Source organism: Janthinobacterium sp. 67 (assembly GCF_002797895.1).
Lineage (GTDB): Bacteria > Pseudomonadota > Gammaproteobacteria > Burkholderiales > Burkholderiaceae_D > Janthinobacterium.
Window position 1 is genome coordinate 32,085 of record NZ_PGES01000002.1, and the last position, 17,357, is coordinate 49,441.

Annotated in this window: 17 protein-coding genes; all 17 read right to left on the minus strand. The window is 61.7% G+C overall.

What is annotated here, in order from left to right; genetic code table 11:
* Positions 1–54: 54 nt before the first annotated feature.
* Positions 55–399 carry a non-heme iron oxygenase ferredoxin subunit gene (locus CLU90_RS28010; protein WP_100429615.1) on the minus strand — a complete coding sequence of 115 codons (345 nt, stop codon included), beginning with the start codon at positions 397–399 and terminating at the stop codon, positions 55–57.
* Positions 400–408: 9 nt separating this feature from the next.
* A complete protein-coding gene (locus tag CLU90_RS28015) occupies positions 409–885 on the minus strand; it encodes an aromatic-ring-hydroxylating dioxygenase subunit beta (RefSeq protein ID WP_100429616.1) in 477 nt (158 codons plus the stop codon).
* Positions 885–2,147, minus strand: coding sequence for an aromatic ring-hydroxylating dioxygenase subunit alpha (locus CLU90_RS28020; protein WP_100429617.1), 1,263 nt, complete (start codon positions 2,145–2,147; stop codon positions 885–887). Before CLU90_RS28020 ends, CLU90_RS28015 begins: the two co-directional genes overlap by 1 nt.
* A 39-nt stretch (positions 2,148–2,186) precedes the next feature.
* Positions 2,187–2,885 (minus strand): fumarylacetoacetate hydrolase family protein, encoded by a 699-nt coding sequence (locus tag CLU90_RS28025; protein ID WP_100429618.1) that lies wholly within the window; start codon positions 2,883–2,885, stop codon positions 2,187–2,189.
* Positions 2,886–2,992: 107 nt separating this feature from the next.
* Complete coding sequence (locus CLU90_RS28030; RefSeq protein WP_100429619.1) at positions 2,993–3,979, minus strand: 2Fe-2S iron-sulfur cluster-binding protein; 987 nt, start codon at positions 3,977–3,979, stop codon at positions 2,993–2,995.
* A 90-nt stretch (positions 3,980–4,069) separates the two neighbouring features.
* Positions 4,070–5,056 carry a LysR family transcriptional regulator gene (locus CLU90_RS28035; RefSeq protein WP_100429620.1) on the minus strand — a complete coding sequence of 329 codons (987 nt, stop codon included), beginning with the start codon at positions 5,054–5,056 and terminating at the stop codon, positions 4,070–4,072.
* Between the two features lie 15 nt (positions 5,057–5,071).
* The gene (gene maiA, locus CLU90_RS28040; RefSeq protein ID WP_100429621.1) at positions 5,072–5,749 is read right to left on the minus strand and encodes a maleylacetoacetate isomerase; all 678 of its coding nucleotides are present in this window, start codon (positions 5,747–5,749) and stop codon (positions 5,072–5,074) included.
* Between the two features lie 127 nt (positions 5,750–5,876).
* Entirely contained in the window at positions 5,877–6,398 is a 522-nt protein-coding gene (locus tag CLU90_RS28045) for an aromatic-ring-hydroxylating dioxygenase subunit beta (RefSeq protein ID WP_100429622.1), read from the minus strand.
* Positions 6,395–7,744: an aromatic ring-hydroxylating oxygenase subunit alpha gene (locus CLU90_RS28050; RefSeq protein ID WP_100429623.1), complete on the minus strand. Its 1,350-nt coding sequence runs from the start codon at positions 7,742–7,744 to the stop codon at positions 6,395–6,397. Before CLU90_RS28050 ends, CLU90_RS28045 begins: the two co-directional genes overlap by 4 nt.
* Position 7,745: 1 nt before the next feature.
* Positions 7,746–8,363: a 2-hydroxychromene-2-carboxylate isomerase gene (locus tag CLU90_RS28055; RefSeq protein WP_232731418.1), complete on the minus strand. Its 618-nt coding sequence runs from the start codon at positions 8,361–8,363 to the stop codon at positions 7,746–7,748.
* Positions 8,364–8,374: 11 nt separating this feature from the next.
* A complete protein-coding gene (locus tag CLU90_RS28060; RefSeq protein ID WP_100429625.1) occupies positions 8,375–9,205 on the minus strand; it encodes a protocatechuate 3,4-dioxygenase in 831 nt (276 codons plus the stop codon).
* A 76-nt stretch (positions 9,206–9,281) separates the two neighbouring features.
* Positions 9,282–9,548, minus strand: coding sequence for a hypothetical protein (locus CLU90_RS28065; RefSeq protein ID WP_100429626.1), 267 nt, complete (start codon positions 9,546–9,548; stop codon positions 9,282–9,284).
* Between the two features lie 65 nt (positions 9,549–9,613).
* Entirely contained in the window at positions 9,614–10,615 is a 1,002-nt protein-coding gene (locus CLU90_RS28070; RefSeq protein ID WP_198511363.1) for a dihydrodipicolinate synthase family protein, read from the minus strand.
* Positions 10,616–10,706: 91 nt separating this feature from the next.
* On the minus strand, positions 10,707–12,167 hold the full coding sequence (locus CLU90_RS28075) for an aldehyde dehydrogenase (protein ID WP_100429628.1): 1,461 nt from the start codon (positions 12,165–12,167) through the stop codon (positions 10,707–10,709).
* Positions 12,168–12,671: 504 nt separating this feature from the next.
* Positions 12,672–13,037, minus strand: a complete 366-nt coding sequence (locus CLU90_RS28080) for a response regulator transcription factor (RefSeq protein ID WP_157808914.1) — start codon at positions 13,035–13,037, stop codon at positions 12,672–12,674.
* Positions 13,038–13,125: 88 nt separating this feature from the next.
* On the minus strand, positions 13,126–13,767 hold the full coding sequence (locus CLU90_RS28085) for a response regulator transcription factor (protein WP_100429630.1): 642 nt from the start codon (positions 13,765–13,767) through the stop codon (positions 13,126–13,128).
* Complete coding sequence (locus CLU90_RS28090; protein WP_100429631.1) at positions 13,764–16,694, minus strand: ATP-binding protein; 2,931 nt, start codon at positions 16,692–16,694, stop codon at positions 13,764–13,766. Before CLU90_RS28090 ends, CLU90_RS28085 begins: the two co-directional genes overlap by 4 nt.
* Between the last annotated feature and the right edge of the window lie 663 nt (positions 16,695–17,357).

Sequence of the window (17,357 nt, forward strand, 5' to 3'; positions counted from 1 at the left end):
TTTGATAAAAATCACCCGCACAATCACTCGCGACCGGACACCTTGCGCGCCGGCTCAGTCCTCCGGCACGGCCGCTGCGGCGCGACAGCCTGTGTCGACCAGCACGCGGCCATCCACGATATGCACCGCATACGTGCGGATGTCGTCGACCAGCGGTGCGCACTTCGCCTTGCCGGTGCGCACGTCGAACTTTCCTTGATGCAATGGACACTCGATCTCATGGCCATCAAGAAATCCGTCACACAGCCGCGCGTGGCCATGCGTACAGATATTGTCGGTGGCGAACAGATCGCCACCGACGCGATACAGGGCCAGGCTCCTGCCGCCGGCTTCAATGCCGATCACATCGTCTTCGGGGACAGCATCGAGCGCCGCCACGTCGGTCCATCGTTGATTCATGGCAGGGCCTCAGATCGGGTAAATCAGCGAGTTGGGAATCATCTCGCTGTCGTAGATGCAGCAGCGCGATGCGAATTTCATGCCGTTCGGAGTGCGGCAAATCGTATCGATATAGCGTCCCACGTTGAACACCGTGGAGTCTCCGTTGAGCTTGGTACGGAACACGGCATAATTGGCTTCCGAGGTAACGCGGTCGCCCTCCTGCGTCAACACCAGCGGCATGCCGACGACGTGGCGCTGGTAGTACGGATCGTGGAACAAGGTTTCGCGAATGCCATACGCACGGTCTTTCAACATGCGGCGGCTGATGAATGACATGGTGGCTAACGGGAACCCACGCTCATGGTTTTCGCGCGGCTGGACCTTGTACTCGCACTCTTCGGTGAAAAAATCCACCCACCGGTCCCAATCGCCGGCATCGACGGCAGCCGAGTAGTCGGCATACAGGCGCAGCAAATCCAGATAGGTTTGGAAATCGGTCGTCATCACAGCTCCATTACCTTGCGCCAGTAGTTGTACATGCCACGAATGAGCGTCTCCGTCACCATATGGTCGGCGTTGCCGCATTCATGGCCACCCAGCTCGGCCACGGTGCGGTGAAACGGCTTCTGCTCGAATCCTTGCTGTGAAAATTCAATGACCTCGCCATCGTCGGCGGAGACGAAGCCGGCCGGCCCGAACAGGTTCGCCTGGATCAGGCGGCGCTCGGTCATTTCCGGCGTGTCGTCCTCGAACCCGAAATGGGTCCACACGAAGTCGAACGAGCCGGATCCGTTCGGCTGGATGTGCCGCGTCGACACGCTGTTGACCTGCTGCTGGAATACGACGCTCGGGAAGATCGTCATCATGACGGCGGTCGGCTCGCCCCACCATGGCTCGTGCACGATATCGAGCAAGCGCTTGTCGTTGATCTGCATGCTTTCTTTGAAGCTCGTCACGCCTGCTGTGACTTCGCTTTTCGCGCCGCCGGTGCCCCTGGTCGAAATCATCGCGGCATGACGGTACTGGCTATCCATCTTCAGTTCCGACTTATTGTCCGCACGCCACAGGCCGTACGTGACGAACCATGTATGCAATAGACCCGGATGGTAGGGATCCTTGATATTCTCCTGCATCAGTTTCCAGTTGCCCGGAATGCGCTGTCGGTTGTAACCGAGTATCGTCAGCTTGCGGCCGCTGAACAGGCGGTCGAAGTAGCCAAGAATGTCAGCGCCCAGATACTGCTCGAGGCTTTCGACGCCGTGGTCGAACGAAGCGAACACGACGCCGCCGCGCGTGGCCACCTTCAGCGTATTCAGGCCGTGTTCCTCGGTTTTGAATTCCGGCGGCATGCCGCCGTTGACCTTGCCATCGCGCTTCACCCCACGGCGGAACGGAACGCCCTGCAGCTCGCCATTCAGGCGGTAGGTCCATTGATGGTAAGGACAGACCAGTTCCTTCTTGTTGCCGCTGCGCTCGCGGCAGAATTGCATGCCCCGATGGGCGCATACATTCTCGACCACGTTAATGGCGCCATCCTGGTCGCGTGTCATGATGACGGACCGCTCGCCGACGACTGTTCTCTTGAAGTCGCCGGCATTCGGGATTTCCGCTTCCAGGCCGACATAGCACCAGTGGCCGTGATAGAAAAACCGTTCGAGTTCGCGCTTGTACAGCGCTTCATCGGTATAGGCCCAGAATGGAACGCGGCTGGAACCTTCTGCCTCCCACACCGGGTCCTTGGGAAATACCACCGGAATGTCACCCATATTTGTCTCCTTGCGTTTTCTGGCTGGCTCGGTGCGATGTCAGGCAGCGACGCTGACTGCAATCTCGCCCAGTCCATCGACTGCGCCGCGCATTACATCGCCGCGATTCACGCGGTTCACGCCCTCCGGGGTTCCGGTCATGATGATGTCGCCGGGCTCCAGCATTTCGTACTGCGACAGACAGGCAATACACTCAGGCACCGACCAGATCATCATTTCAATGTCCGACGACTGCCTGCCTTCACCGTTCACGGTCAGCGAAATCGCGGCGGACTTCGGATGTCCGACCTGTTCCGCACGATGCACCGGACCGATCGGCGCGGAATGCGAAAATGACTTGCCGAATTCCCACGGGCGGCCTTTGTCGCGGGCGTCGAGCTGGAGGTCGCGGCGCGTCATATCCAGGCCGACCGCGTAGCCGTAGACATGCTCCAACGCCTGCCCGACCGGAATGTCCGCCCCGCCCTTGCCGATCGCCACCACCAATTCGATCTCAAAATGAAAATTGGCGGTCATCGGCGGATACGGAATGGTCACCAGTGACGCGCCGGCTTGCACCGTGGCGCAGGCCGGCTTCATGAAGAAGAACGGTGGGTCGCGATCCGGATCCTTGCCCATCTCGCGCGCATGCGCGGCGTAGTTACGGCCAACACAGAAAATCCGATTGACCGGGAAACACTCACTGAGCCCGGCAATGGCCAGCGTGTACATTGGAGCGGGTGTAACTGCATACTTCATTTCAAGTCCTAGCGTGGAGAGTCATTCGATGTTTCAATGCGCTGGCCATCCTGGCGCCGCCCATCGTGTCTGGTGTTGGAACTGCCTGCTGCGTACATTTGCACGGTTCAAGTGCCGCTCGCGTAAAAAGCGTCGGCGTGTATATGTTCGGGCAACACGCCCTTTTCCTGGACCAGCAGCGTCGCGGCCTCGACCATCGGCGGGGCACCGCACAGGTAGGCGCGCCAGCCAGCCAGGCTGTTCCAGTCGGCTGCCAGCGCGTCGGTCACCAGCCCGCTGCGCCTGCGTGCATCGTCATTCCCCATGGCGACCACGATGTGGACGTGCAGATTGGGGAAGTCCGCCGTCAGGGCGTCAAGCCACTGTGTGCCGTACAAGTCTTTCGGCGAACGCACCCCAAAGTACAGATGAATAGGGTTGGTCATCCCCGCGGTCAACGCGCCTCGCAGGATCGACAGGACGGGCGCCAGGCCGGAGCCGCCGGCGACACACAGCATCGGCCCCTGGTGCTTCCTGCGCAGGTAGGCGGCGCCCATCGGCCCACTGGCCCGGACCGCGTCGCCTACCTTGAGGGTGTCGGCGATGTAGCTGCTGACCCGTCCGCCAGCCACCAGGCGGATCTGGAACTCCAGCTCCGCGTCGTCGCTCAAGCCAGCCATCGAGTACGGACGCACATGCTGCGGCGTGAATTGCAGCTGGACATACTGACCTGGCGAGAAATCCAGCGGCTTGGACGGGCGCAGGCGCAGGCGCTTGATGTCGTGCGTCAGGTCCTCGATCGAGGCGACCGTCGCTTTCACGATCCGCGCCGGATGCACGACCACTTCGTCCGACTCCGCGATCTCGATGGTGCAGGCCTCGATCAACACGCTCTGGCAGGCCAAGACATGGCGGTCGCCATTCAGGTTCGGCACCTTGTATTCCTGCCCCAGTTCCATCACCTGGCCCGCCACGATTTTGCAACGGCAGGTTCCGCAACGGCCCGCGATACAGCTGTACGAGATAGGGATCGCGTGCTCCCTGAGCACCTCAAGCAGGTTGGATCCTGGGTGCACGTCGATCAGGCGGTTCTGCGGCTTTACAAACAGGTTCATCACAATAGGCTCTAAAATTTAGGGTAATTAATCTTAGTCCGCCGACCAATATTAAAAAATAGAATGTCGTGAATTCAGTGAATCACTCACCTAAATAGTGGCAACAAGCTCGGCTGCGGAATGGCGAAAACGCTCGGGCATGGCCGGTGCGACCGAGCTGGCGCCATCCTCGCTGAAATCCGAAAACGTCTTGTAAATGACGCCGCGCATCCACTGATTGCCCGGCTCTTTGTGAAACCTCGCGTGCCAGAACAGATTGATGGCGATTTCGGGGAACGGCACCGGATGGGCGGAATAACTGAGCCCGAACGGCTCCAGGCTTTGACGGGCGAAGCGTTCGGGTACCGTGGACACCAGGTCGGTGTCCTGCAGGATGTGGCCGACCGAGACGAAATGCGGCACGCTGAGCACCACGCGCCGTTGGCCGCAGTGGCGTTCCAGCACCTCGTCCACATTCAAGTGGCCGGTATCGGCCGACACCACCATCAGGTGGTCCGCGCCGGCAAATTCTTCCAGCGTCACGCCCGGCTTATCGAGTACATGCCCCTTGCGGAACAGGCAGACATAGCGTTGTTTGAACAGGCGGCGCTGGAAATATCCGGCTTTCAGTTGGGGCAACAGGCCGATCGCCAGATCGATATTGCCAGCGTCCATTTCCTCCGCCAATTTGATCGCGCCATTGCGCACGGTGCTGATCGTCACCCCCGGTGCTTCGCGCGCCAGCGTGGCCATCAGCGTCGGCAGAAAATAGATTTCGCCGATGTCGGTCATCCCGATCGTGAACTTGCGCGTGCTGGCAGTCGGGTCGAAGGTCTGGCGCTGGTTGAGAGTGGTCAGGATCGTCGACAGCACGTAAGCGATCGGCTCGGCCAGCTGCTCGGCAAACGGCGTTGGCTGCATGCCGCGCGAAGTCCGCAAGAAAAGGTCGTCGCCCATCAGTCGCCTGAATCGCTTCAAGGCGTTGCTGACCGCCGGTTGTGTGACGCCAAGCTTGGCCGCCGCGCCCGAAACGCTGCGCTCGAGCAGCAGCTGGTTGAAGACAACCAATAGATTCAGGTCGATGTCGTTCAGGTTCATGGGTGGCCAAGCTCCTTACGCGCCAGGTTCCGCATCCGGCTGACGCGAAGGATGGGCAAGTTGAAAGGCGCTGAGCGACTGGCACGCCTGGTCGATCGCCATCAGCGTCGGATAGGCGGACAGGTCAACGTTAAATCGCTGCGCGTTGTATAGTTGCGGCACCAGGCAGCAGTCGGCTAAGGTCGGAGCATCCTGGAAACAAAACCGGCCTCGCTGCGCTGTGCGCGCGAGGCTGCTCTCCACGGCAGACAGGCCCAGGCCGATCCAGTGCTGTATCCACACCATCTTGCTTTGTTCGGACAGCCCCAACTCACCGGTCAGGAACTTGAGGACCTTCAGGTTGTTCAGCGGGTGGATATCACAGGCCACGGTCAGCGCCAGCTGGCGGACCAGGGCCCGGTCTTCCGCCGTCCCCGGCAACAACGGAAAGTGGGGAAAACGCTCGTCCAGGTACTCGATGATCGCGAGCGACTGGCTCACCGTCGCGTCGCCTTGCTGCAATACCGGCACAAGGCATTGCGGATTCAGGGCCTGAAACGCGTGCTTGAACTGTTCGCCGCCATCCCGGTTGAGATGAACCGCAACATATTCGTAGTCGAGTCGCTTCAGGTTCAACGCGATACGCACCCGATACGACGCGGTACTGCGGAAATAGTTGTACAGCACACGTTCGGCAGGATTCGTTCTAGCCACGGGACGCTCCAATGCATTGAAGGGTTACGAAGATGGGAAGCGCCGGCCGAACGTGCTGCGCGAATTGCCGCGGGCCGTGCGCCGTGCACAGACGCCCGCGGAGCCGTGCGCCGCCGCACTGCCTCACTTACAGCATGAAGTTATGGTTTTTGCCGCGAACAAAGCGTTCATCGATATCGCACAAGCGGTGCAACAGCCGCAGCTGGCCATCCGCGCCGCGCCGCCAGGTATCGGTACGGCCGTAGCTGTACGTCATTTCGTCATATACGCGTCGGTTGCGCACGACATAGCAATTTGCCTGGACAATATAGGTATCGTCCTGCTCGCCGTGGAAGACCTCGATATTATTGAGGAAGTGGCGCACCCGCTCACGCGGATCGGCGGTCCATTGCATCCCGGTTTCCACTTGCCGGACGCGCGCGTCCAGGTCGTGATAGCGGTCGTTCATGCTGTAGACGCCGTCTGGCCCGTGGTAGCGGTCCTTGCGGAAGCGCAGCTGCATGTTGATCGCCTGGTACAGCACATTCTTGTCCAGCAGCGTCTCCAGCCATTCCCGAAATCGCTCTTCCCGCACCAGGCGGGCTTCGCGAAACAGCGCCTGCTGGACTTCGTGATAGAGCTCTCGCGAAACCGGTTTCTCCGTGTTCATTTCTGCCCCCCTGCTTTCGCACCGAGAATCTCATCCTTCCAAGTCTCGTCATTGGCGCGCAACTCATCCCAGTTATTGGCCGACAAGAATTCCTGATACGCGCGATAGAAGCCCCGATAGGAAGTCTCGCCAACCGCGGAATGCGAAATAATGCCGGGATGGTCCGGATCCTCGATCTCGGTCCCCATGCCCATCTGGCTGTTCAGCGTGCCCTTCCGGATTTGCGTGCCGCGATTCAGATGGGTCATCGATTCCATGTTGTCGCTGTCGTCCGCTTCGAACATGCCGGCGGTGCCGAACGAGCGGATCATGCCACTCGTGACCAGGCGCTTCAGGTCCTCCGGCATGTTTTTCTCGACGATGCCCCAGGTGAATACCTCGATCTGGTGCGGGCCGCGCGGCGCCCACACCTTGAACGTGTTGGTGCCCCACAAATAGGAGTTGTTTGGAAAGATCGTCGAATTGAAATGCGAACCGTAATACTTGGCGCGCAGCGCCCCGAGCTTCTCGGCGACCTTCGGCCGGTTTTCCGCATACCAGGCGCGGCAGGCCGCGCCCGCTTCTTCGCCGATGATGCCGGGGCCGGCATTGAACAGGATGCCGAGACCATGGCCATGGCGGGTGGTAATCTGCAAGCCCGCGCCTTCCGGCGGCAGCACCTTGTTGCCGGCAAGGACAGACAGTTCGCCGCCGAGGGCGGCGAGCGATGCGGCGTGCGTCCAGCCGACGTGGTAGGCGTCGCCGACGAAGTTTTCGCTCGGCGTTTTCCAGTTGCAGTTCAACAGGCTGCGGGCCGGCGGTCCGATCAATTCCGCCCCGCCGGTCGCTTCCATCCAGATATCCATGTACCACCGCATGTCGCCCAGGTAGTCGTACAGGCTCGGCGCACTGGCATCGAAGCAGCCGTAAATGAAGCCGTGATAGCTCTCGACGCGGATCTCGCGCAAGCCGAGCTTGTGCTTTTCCAGGCAGCCTTTGTAGAGCTCCTGCTCGAACGGCACCGCCTTCAGCGCGCCATCCATGCCGTAAGCCCAGCCGTGATAGCTGCAGGTAAAGCCCCGCGCATTGCCCGCCTCCGCATTGCATAGCCGCGCGCCGCGGTGCATGCAGTGATTGAGGAAGGCTTTGACCGAACCGTCGGGTTGGCGCACGATCAGCACTTCATCCTCGCCCATGTAGCCGGTGACGAAATCACCGAGTTTCGGGATCAGGCTGTCGTGCGTGAGGAATAGCCAGCATCGGCCGAAGATGCGTTCGAGCTCGAGTTGATAAAGCTCGTCATCGTAAAAAATCTTCTTCGCTTGCGTGCCATTTTTTACATCTACCAATAATTTAATATCCAACATGTTATTTCGCTCCCCCAGTTGCAGCTTTTGCTGTCGATTCCAAGTACTCCACTAGAAAATTCAGACGGTCGTTACCCCACCACATTTGCTCGCCGACCATCATCGTCGGCACTCCGAATACGCCTTTTGATTGAGCCTCCCGGTTGTTGTCTTCGTACCGCTGCCGCGCATCGGTACCGTTTGTAGATGCCAGAAATTCATCGGCCGGCCAGCCGAGCTCTGACGCAACCTCGCGCAGCAGGCCCTCGTCCGACATGTCGCCGCCCAGGCCCCACACCCTGTGCCACGCGGCGCTGACGTAGTTCGCCGCCTGCCCCTGGTCAACGGCATAGAACAGCCCCTTGTTGATCCGGTCCGAGTCGAACGACGGCGGAAAGGCGATCGGCACGCCGTACGCTGCGGCCCAGCGGTTCATATCGGTCGCCAGGTAGCGCAGCTTGGGCGGGATCTCCCGATTGGACGGGCCGGTATTTCCCGCCGCCAGCTTGGCTTGCCGCAGATCGATTGGTTTGTACTGAACGACATAGCCAAACCGCTCCGCGATCGCGGTCAGCCGATGATGCGCGAGGTAGGCGAACGGGCTCATGAAATCGAAATAGAAGACCAGTGTGTTGTCCACGGGCACTCGGCTCAGGCCGCTCGCTTCAACTCGGCGAAGCCAATGCCGGTAATCCATTCGGGCACCGCTTCATAGGCAATCAGGCTGGCCTTGACCTCGCCCATCACGCCCATGGCGCAGATCCAGTTCTTGATTTCCAGGGCGCCGTTGCCGCCTTGCTCGAGAATATATTCATCCGACAGTGCGATCAGTCCTTCGACATCGCCCTTTTCAGCCATCCCGAGCACATGGCGATCGAACGCTTCGTTGACCCGTCCCATCTCGGCTGAACCGACCCAATGGCTGATCCCCCCGGTGCCCAGCACGACGACCCGTTCGTCCTTGTCCCAGGATTCCACCGCACGGCGGATGCTTTGTCCGATGACATGCGAGCGCCGGCTTTCAATCACCGGAAACACACCGGCGTTTTGGTAAATCGGGATGGTGCGCACGGCCGGGTTTTGGCGCGATACGAAATGGTGCGGCACGGCGGCCGCGTGGTCCACCGTGAGCGATTTGGCGAATGCCCAGTCGATGCCGTCGGCGAAGCCCGTTTTCAGGATGTGTTCCGCAAGCGCCGTATTATTGGCCATCGGTGCGCGCGGAATATTCAGCCAGTCCTCCAGCGGCCCGTCGACGTCGCCGATCGCGATCAGGCAGCGCGGGATGCAATGCGGGCCAAACATGGCGTAATGATCATCGCCGATACTGATGACGGTGTCCGCATTCAGCTCGCGAATGCGGCGCCCAATCGTGTCAAATGCCGACTCGATGATCTGGCGCTTCTGTTCCGGGGCCGCCTGCGGCGCGCCGGCAATCAGCGGGTCGTGCGGCATCAGAAAACCACCAACTATTGTTGCCATGCTCTGTCTCCTTCGATTGCGGGCTTGGTTAATTTTTGCCCGGCGTTAGTGTCGTCAATCCGTGTGGCTTGCGCCCCTAGGCGCGGTCGGCGGAATGCATGCTCTGCATGTAGTCGCCCATGCTGCCCGGGCCGCGCACCGCCAGGAACGCCATCATCAGCAACAATGTGTTGGCGTCGCGCCGCGCCAATTCGCCGACGGCGAGTGAGCTCACTGCCGCCTCTTCATCGGGTTCCAGCCGGAACTGTGCAAGGTAATTTCCTGGAGTCTGGCGAAATTTTTCCGCATCGGCGGGGTTGGTGCCGATCTGCCACAGCGCCTTTTCGATTGCATTGATACTCATGTTGAGCGTCTCCTGTTATGTAGTCGTGCTGATCGGCGGCGGCGTTGCTGCGCCGCGCCGGGCTGCTATCTGGCGGCCTCTGCGCTGTACTGCTGATGCAGTTCAGCCCAGCGCGTGCCGGACAGGCGCGCGCCCTCGAGATACGCTTCCGGCACCAGGTGGTAGGGCGGCCGGCATGGGCCGGCATACATCCAGCCGGCGGCGTTCATGCGCGCTTTTTCCAGGCCGATGTTGTAGGTGGAAAAATCCTTGAAAGAACCGTTTGGAAACAGCGTGGCGTAGGTGCGGCTGATCGCCTCCGACACCATCCTGGCCTGCGTCCAGTCAGCGGATTTTTTCGCTTTGGCGATCTCGTCGCGCAGGCGCAGCACCGGCGCCGGCCCGCAGACGGCGCCGCTGGTCCAGAACGCCGTGCAGAAATCAGGGTCGATCCGCGCGGCGGCGTAATAGTCGGCGTCGAACGGAAGGAAACGAATCTTGCGTTTGCTGAGATTAAGGTCGGGCACCAGCGAGCCGATCCCGAGATATTTGGCGGTAATCACCTGCGGTATCTCGCAAACCTGCGCCCAGAATTGACGCGGAAAATCGAACTTGAAGGTCTCGCTGTTGGCGTACACGCAAATTGCCATCTCCGGACATGCCTCGGCCACGCTGCGAAAGAACTGCACGGCGGTGGGGACGTCCGCAATCTGCCACATCGGCAATCCCAGCATGGTGCCGTCGCAGCCGATGTCGTACGCCGCGCGCGTCTGGCGGATCGTTTCGCGCGTATTCAAACTGGTGGTGCCGCAGAAGTACGGTACACGCCCACGCACGGTTTCGACGACGGTCGCCATGAACTGGCGCTTCTCGTCCCAGGTCAGGCTGGCGCCCTCGCCGAAGGTACCGAGACTGACGATGGCATCAACGCCCGACTCGATAAGTTTCTCGACCACTCGCGCCGTCTCGTCCAGGTCGACGGTTTCTTCCATGCGCCAGTCGGACGCGCCCGGCCGCGCCGGGGTCGGCATGATCGCCCATGCCCCACGCACGTCGTCGACCGTTAGCAAGCTTGATTTACGACCCATCCGTGTTCTCCTCGATGTTGATTGTGTGTTGCCGCGGCTTGCGGGAGGCGCGTCGTTGCCGACATGCCGCGCCCGCGCCGCGGCAGATTGTTTAGAAGGGATATTGCTGCTGGTGCGGCTCGATGGTGATCCAGCGCAGCTCGGTGAATTCTTCTATGACGGCGCGGCCGCCGTCGAACCGCCCATACCCGCTCGCTTTCATGCCGCCATACGGCGCCTGGGCCTCGTTTTGCACCGTCGACCCGTTGAGATGGCAGGAGCCCGTTTCAAGACGCAACGCGATCTGCAGTGCGCGGTGCACATCGCGGCCGAACACCGCGCCCGACAGGCCATATTCGGTGTCGTTGGCAATGCGCAGCGCGTCTTCGGCGTCCTTCGCGCGGACGATGGCGACCAGCGGGCCAAACGTTTCCTCGTCGTAAATGCGCATCGTCGAGGTGACATGGTCGACAATGGTGGCCGGCATGATCGCGCCATGCGCGTCGCCGCCCGCAACCACCCGCGCGCCCTGGCTGACTGCGTCGGCGACCATCGCATTGAGCCGCTCGCCGGACTCCGGCACAATCATCGGGCCCACCACGCACGATCCGCCGCCCTCCTTTGCCGGATCGCCCATGGTCAGCTTGCGGGCCGCCGCGGCGAACTTCTCCACGAACTCGTCGGCAACCTTTTCGTCGACCACGATGCGCCCGGTGGTCATGCAGATCTGCCCCTGGTACAGGAAGCAGCCGAACACCGCGGCCTTGACTGCTTCGTCGATGTCGGCGTCGTCAAGGACGATCAGCGGCGACTTGCCGCCCAGCTCGAGCAGGCAACGTTTGAGATGCTTCGCGGCTTTCTGGGCGACGATGCGCCCCACCCTTGTCGACCCGGTGAAGTTGATGCGGCGCACCGCCTTGTGGGCAATCAGGGCGTCCACGATCTCGGGGGCGTCGTGCGGCGCGTTTGTCAGCGCGTTCAGGACGCCGGCCGGCAGGCCCGCCTCGCGCAGCGCATCGACCAGCAGCATGTGGGTCTTCGGACTGACCTCCGACGCGCGGAACACCACGGTGTTGCCACAGGCAATCGGATAGGCGATGGCGCGGGCGGCCAGGACCACCGGTCCGTTCCACGGCACCATGCTGAGGATCACGCCGACCGGTTGCCGCACTGTCATCGACAGCGTGCCCGGCTTGTCGGTCGGGATCGTCTCGCCCTGAATCTGCGTGGTCAGGCCGGCCGCTTCCCGGAACAGCCCTGCCGCCAGCATCACGTTAAACCCCGCCCACAATTCCGGCGCGCCGATCTCTGCGGCCATGACCCGGATGAACTCCGGCGTCTTCGCTTCCAGCAGGTCGGCTGCCTTGAGCAGCACGCGGCGGCGTTCCGTCGGCCCGGTGGCGGACCAGCTTTGGAACGCTTTCGCTGCAGAATCCGCGGCCCGGACGGCATCGGCCACCGTTGCCGCAGCCGCCCGCGTTACCACCTCTCCCGTCGTCGAACTACGGCGCTCGAAAGTAGCGCCTCCGGCGGCCGACACCTCCTGGTTGTCGATTATCAGTTGCGTAACCATCTTCACTTGATCTCCATTATATTTTACGACGGGCAATGACGGCGGTCGCGCCACTCGACTGACAACCGTTCCCACGTTCCAGATGTGACATTCGGATTATGCTGAGCCTGGCAAAATTAAAAAATAGAAGGTGGTGAATTCATCCAATCACCCAAATCAATACTGCAGGGCCGCCTGGTGACCTGCACTGGCTGCACGACGTCGAGCTGTGCCGTCGCTTGGGGCAGTTCCACTCACCTGTTTTCTGTGACACGTTTCAAGCCTAAGACAGTGCTGGTTTCGCCGCAATTGGACAATGGTTTAGCGGCTCGCTCCTTTTCGACAAGGGCGCAGGCGCAGTGAGCTCGGGATGTGAAGGTGCCGGAACCGGCTTGCGTGGGGCGCGCGGCGGCATGCGATTGCCCGGGGCCGCATGCTGCTGGGTGGTAGCGGATTGGCGTCAGGCGGGTCTGACGCGCCGCGCGGATGGGATGCCGGAAGGGGGTGAAACCGGCGCAGGCCTGGCTACGTGCGCGTTCCGAAGGCAGATCGAACTGCACTCAGCAGGTCTTCGCCGCAGAAGGGCTTCTGCAAATAAGCCACCGCGTTCGCCCGCAACGCTTGCGCCATCTGGCCGTCGCGGTCTTCATTTGCCGTCATGAAGACGATGGGGAGCTGGCAGCCGCTCCACGCCAGATGCCGCTGCAATTCCAGACCGCTCATGCCCGGAAGCGTGACATCGAGAACCAGGCAGCCGAATTGATCCCGCCGTGCGGAGCGTAACCAGTCCTCGGCCGAACCGAAGCTGCGCGCGTCGAATCCAGCCGATTTCAGCAAACTTTCTGTCGCTTCGCGCAGCGCCGCCTCGTCGTCGACAATGGCAACGAGCATCTGGACTCCCACAGTTCGCATGGCGTTCCTTGTACGGATCTCTAACGGAAAGCAGTGTAGGCAATTGGACGCCCGCAAGCTATTACACCTAGGTATAAGGGCCGTTGTCCCCGCGCTCAGCCAGGCGCAGCTGTTCGGCCATCCGCACCAGTGCGGGAAGCGAGCTGGCCTTCATTTTCTGCATGATGTGGTGGCGATGAACCTTGACCGTGACCTCCGTGATGCCAAGCTCGGCGGCAACGAGCTTGTTGAGCATGCCCCTGACGATCAGCACGATCACCTGGCGTTCACGCACTGTCAGCGTGTCGTACCTGTTCTGCAGCTCGGCCAGCTCCGCGCGCCCTTGCCTGGCCGCCTGGTCACGCTCGAGCGCCTGCCAAATGGCGTCCAACAAATCCTGTTGACGAAAAGGCTTCGGCAGGAATTCAGCCGCACCTGCCTTCATGGCGCGAACCGTCATCGGGATATCGCCGTGGCCGCTGATGAAAATGATCGGCATCCGTTCCCCCGCGATGGCGAGGTCGCGCTGCAGGTCCAATCCGCTCCGGCCGGGCAGGCGCACGTCGAGCACTAGGCAGGCAGCGGCGTCCGGCCGCTGGTGTCGCAGGAAGTCCTGCGCGGAAGCGAACGTCTCGACCCGCAACCCGATCGACCGGATCAGGCTATCGAGCGCTTCGCGCACCGACTGGTCGTCATCGACGACGAACACAATGGGATCGGTCGGCTTCACGATCCGTCCGCTGTCTCGGTCGGCAAAGTGAACTGAAAAGTCTCGCCAGGACCGTCGTTGGACGTCGCCCAAAGGCGCCCGCCGTGCGCTTCGACGATCGAACGGCTGATCGCCAGCCCCATCCCCATGCCTTCGGCCTTGGTCGTATAGAAGGCGTCGAAAATGCGGTCCCGATGCTGCGCGGCGAGGCCGGGGCCCGAATCGCGCACCGCCACCAGTACCGCATCCGGCCCGTGGCTGCTGGCCACCACCTCCAGCTCCCGCGGCCGCTCCGTGACCGAACTCATCGACTCGATCGCATTCATCATCAGGTTCAGAATGACCTGCTGCAACTGGACCCGATCCGCCATCACAGCAGGCAGGTCGGCAGCCGCGCCGCCACACAGTGCCACGCCTTGGCTGCGCGCTTCACCCTGCACCAGGCTGGTCACTTCATGAATGACCTCACCGATGTGAACCTCGGTCTTGCACGGCTCCTCCCTTTTCAGGAAGGCGCGAATCCGCGAGAGGACCTCGCTTGCCCGGTTGGCGTCGCGGATGATACGTTCCACCGCGGCGCGCGCTTCGTCGACGTTGTCTAGCTGTGGCGCGAGCCAGCGCAGGCATGCATGCCCGTTGGTGACGACCGCGGCAAGCGGCTGGTTGACTTCGTGCGCGATGGACGCCGCGAGTTCCCCCATGGTCGTGACGCGGCTCACGCGCGCAAGCTCGGCCTGCGCTTGCGCCAACGCCTCCTGCGCCCGTTTGCGCTCGGTGATGTCGTCGACAATTCCCACCAGCATCGGGGCCATGCTGCCGCTTCCCGGAATAAGCGATACGCTGGTGTTGGTCAACACGAAGGTGCCATCGCGTCGCTGGTAGCGAATCTGCCGGTGGTATTCGGGTAGCGTATCGTCGAGCAGCCGGCTGATCCCGGCCCTGTTTTCCTCACGGTCATCCTGGTGGATAAGCTCCATCATTGCGAGTTTGCGTAACTCCTCTTCCGGGTACCAGAGCATGCTCTGAAAGGCGGGGTTCGCCGCCAGGATCCGTCCGCTCAAGTCCGTCAGCGCGATGCCGGCCGCCGAATTCTCATAGACTGCCCGCCAGCGCTGCTCGGACTCCTGCTGTGCTTCGAGGCTGCGTTGCATCGCCCGCCGGTTGGCGATCAGCTGCTGCGTCATTTGCAGCAGGTCGACGTTCTGCGTCGCCAGTTCCTGCTGCAGCGCGTCGCGCGCGCGCTTCATCACCACCAGGTTGCGCACGCGGGCGCGCAACTCGTGCGCCGAGAACGGCTTGGTGACATAGTCTTGCGCCGATTCGGCCAGAAGCTTTTGCTGGAGCGCCTGGTCCGCGTTCGCCGACAGCACCAGCACCGGCACATGCGCCAACGCCGGCAGCGCGCGCATCTCGCTGACCAGCCGGTCGCCGCCGAGCTTGGGCATCATCAGGTCCGTCACGACCAGATCCGGCGGCTCGGCGATTGCTTTCGCCAGCGCCTCGGCGCCGTCGGCGGCAGGCGCGACGCGATACTCGCTGGCCAGCACTTCCATGATGAAGCGCCGCATTTCGGGGTTATCCTCCGCCACCAGAACCAGCGGCCGATCCGGCACCCCGCCGTCCTCGGCGGCGTCGACCGCGATCGGCCGCAACTTCTCGACCGCATCGACGACCGCTGAACCCGCGCCGGCCGCGCACGTCGCTTCGGCAGTTTCGACGCAGGCGCCCGCTGGCGCGCGCAGCGGCAGCGTGACTTGGAACAGTACACCGCCGCCAGGCGGATCCGAGATTTCGATCGTTCCACCATGCAAGTCGACGTACTCTTTCACAATGGCCAGCCCGAGCCCGGTGCCGCCAAAGTCGCGGGTGGTCCCCCCTTGCGCCTGGCGGAAGCGGTCGAATATCTCGTCGCGCATCGCGGGTTGAACCCCCGGCCCGCTGTCCTGAACACTGAGCAGCAGGTGTTCGGTCCCGCTGAACTCGAGCGCGCATCTGATCCGGCCGCCGGGGGGCGTGAATTTGAAAGCGTTGGAGAGCAGGTTCAGGAGAATGCGGCCGAATTTCTCGGCGTCGATGTCCGCTTCCAGGGTGTCAGGCGTCTCAATCGCGTACGAAAGCGAACGTTGCGGCGCCAAAGCATCGAAGTGCGCGGCGACCACGCGCACTTCGCGCGCCAGGTCGACCCGCGCGTAATCGACGTGCATCTTGCCCGCATCGAGCTTCGCAAGGTCGAGCAGATCGTTGACGCGCCGAAGCAGCGATGCCGCATTACGCTGGATGACCCCGAGGTCGCGCCGCTGCGGCTCCCTCAGATTGTCGCCGCAGGCGAGAATCGATTCGACCGGACCGAGGATCAACGCCAGCGGCGTGCGCAGCTCGTGGCTGACGTTGGCGAAAAAATCATTCTTGACCTCATCGAGCTGCCGGATCTTGTCGAGCAGCCGCTGCAATTCCTCGTTCTTGCGCTCGATCTCGCGCTCGACGCGTTTCTTCTCCGTGATGTTGCGGCCTTCGGGCAGCAAAAACACGATCTTGCCGTTCTGGTCTTTGATCGGCAATAGCGAGAAGTCGACGGTGATGGTCTCCTCGCCGGCAGCCTGGCCGAACACTTCGACGTCGCGGCGCACGAACTCCCCCTCGCGCGCTCTTCGGATGAAGTCGCGCTGATAGTCCTGGCTCTCTTTCGAAGCGGCCCACCAGCGCGCTTCCCAGAATGGTTTTCCCTGAATGTCTTCGAGGCGGATACCCGTGCCCTCAAGGGCTGCGCGATTGATTTCGAGCGTCAACCCGTCCGGGTCCAGCAGGCCGACGAACTGATACATCTCATCGAGCACGATGCGCGCCAGCTTTTCGCGGTGAGTCTGGAGATCGTCAGTGGCATGGAGGGTGACATCGCGGACGCGAAGCACCGGTGAGTCGGCAAACAGCTGGCGGTTGATGGTGGGCATGCGTCCCCTGCTTGTAAAAACGTCTCGAAATGTAGCGCTCAGCCCGTTGAGCAGCCCCCTTTTGAATTCATGGGATAATATTTATGGAGCCAATGTTGGCTCGTTAATCGCTAAATGTCAACGGACGGCAAAAAGGCTCCCGAAACGTCAAATAAGGCGCTGGCTTACCTGGGTTCTAGGCGACGGGGACGCCGTCGTTACGGTGGTGCGGAGCACCCTCGGCAATCGTGCATGCGCGATACAGCGAGCAACGGCCGTTGCCGGGCGAAGGCTTTTTTACGACGCCGTCCCAGTGTCCTTTGGCCAGTACGTCACCTCGTCTTGTAGCCCATGGACTGCTGCCACGGCTACTCAAGCTCGGCTTAAGTACGGCCAGCAGGATTGGAGTCCCTCTGCCGTGAGGGTGGCACCGCTGTCCGGCGAACTCGAATGCAAGTCGAGTGCGAAACGATCGGCTCATCAAAATTTATGCCGCACCCCCAAGGTAGCAGCCTTTTGATTTTGTCCCGCAACCACGGTGCCAAAAGCCAGTCAATCCACCGGACTTAAGCTCTGAGCCCGGCTGTCCGCTGCCTGACACTTCGACCAGCTTCGTCCGACTGCCTTTGTTTCTGGGCTGCCTGACGCGACGAGGTGCAAATAAATCTTGACACATAGCCCAGT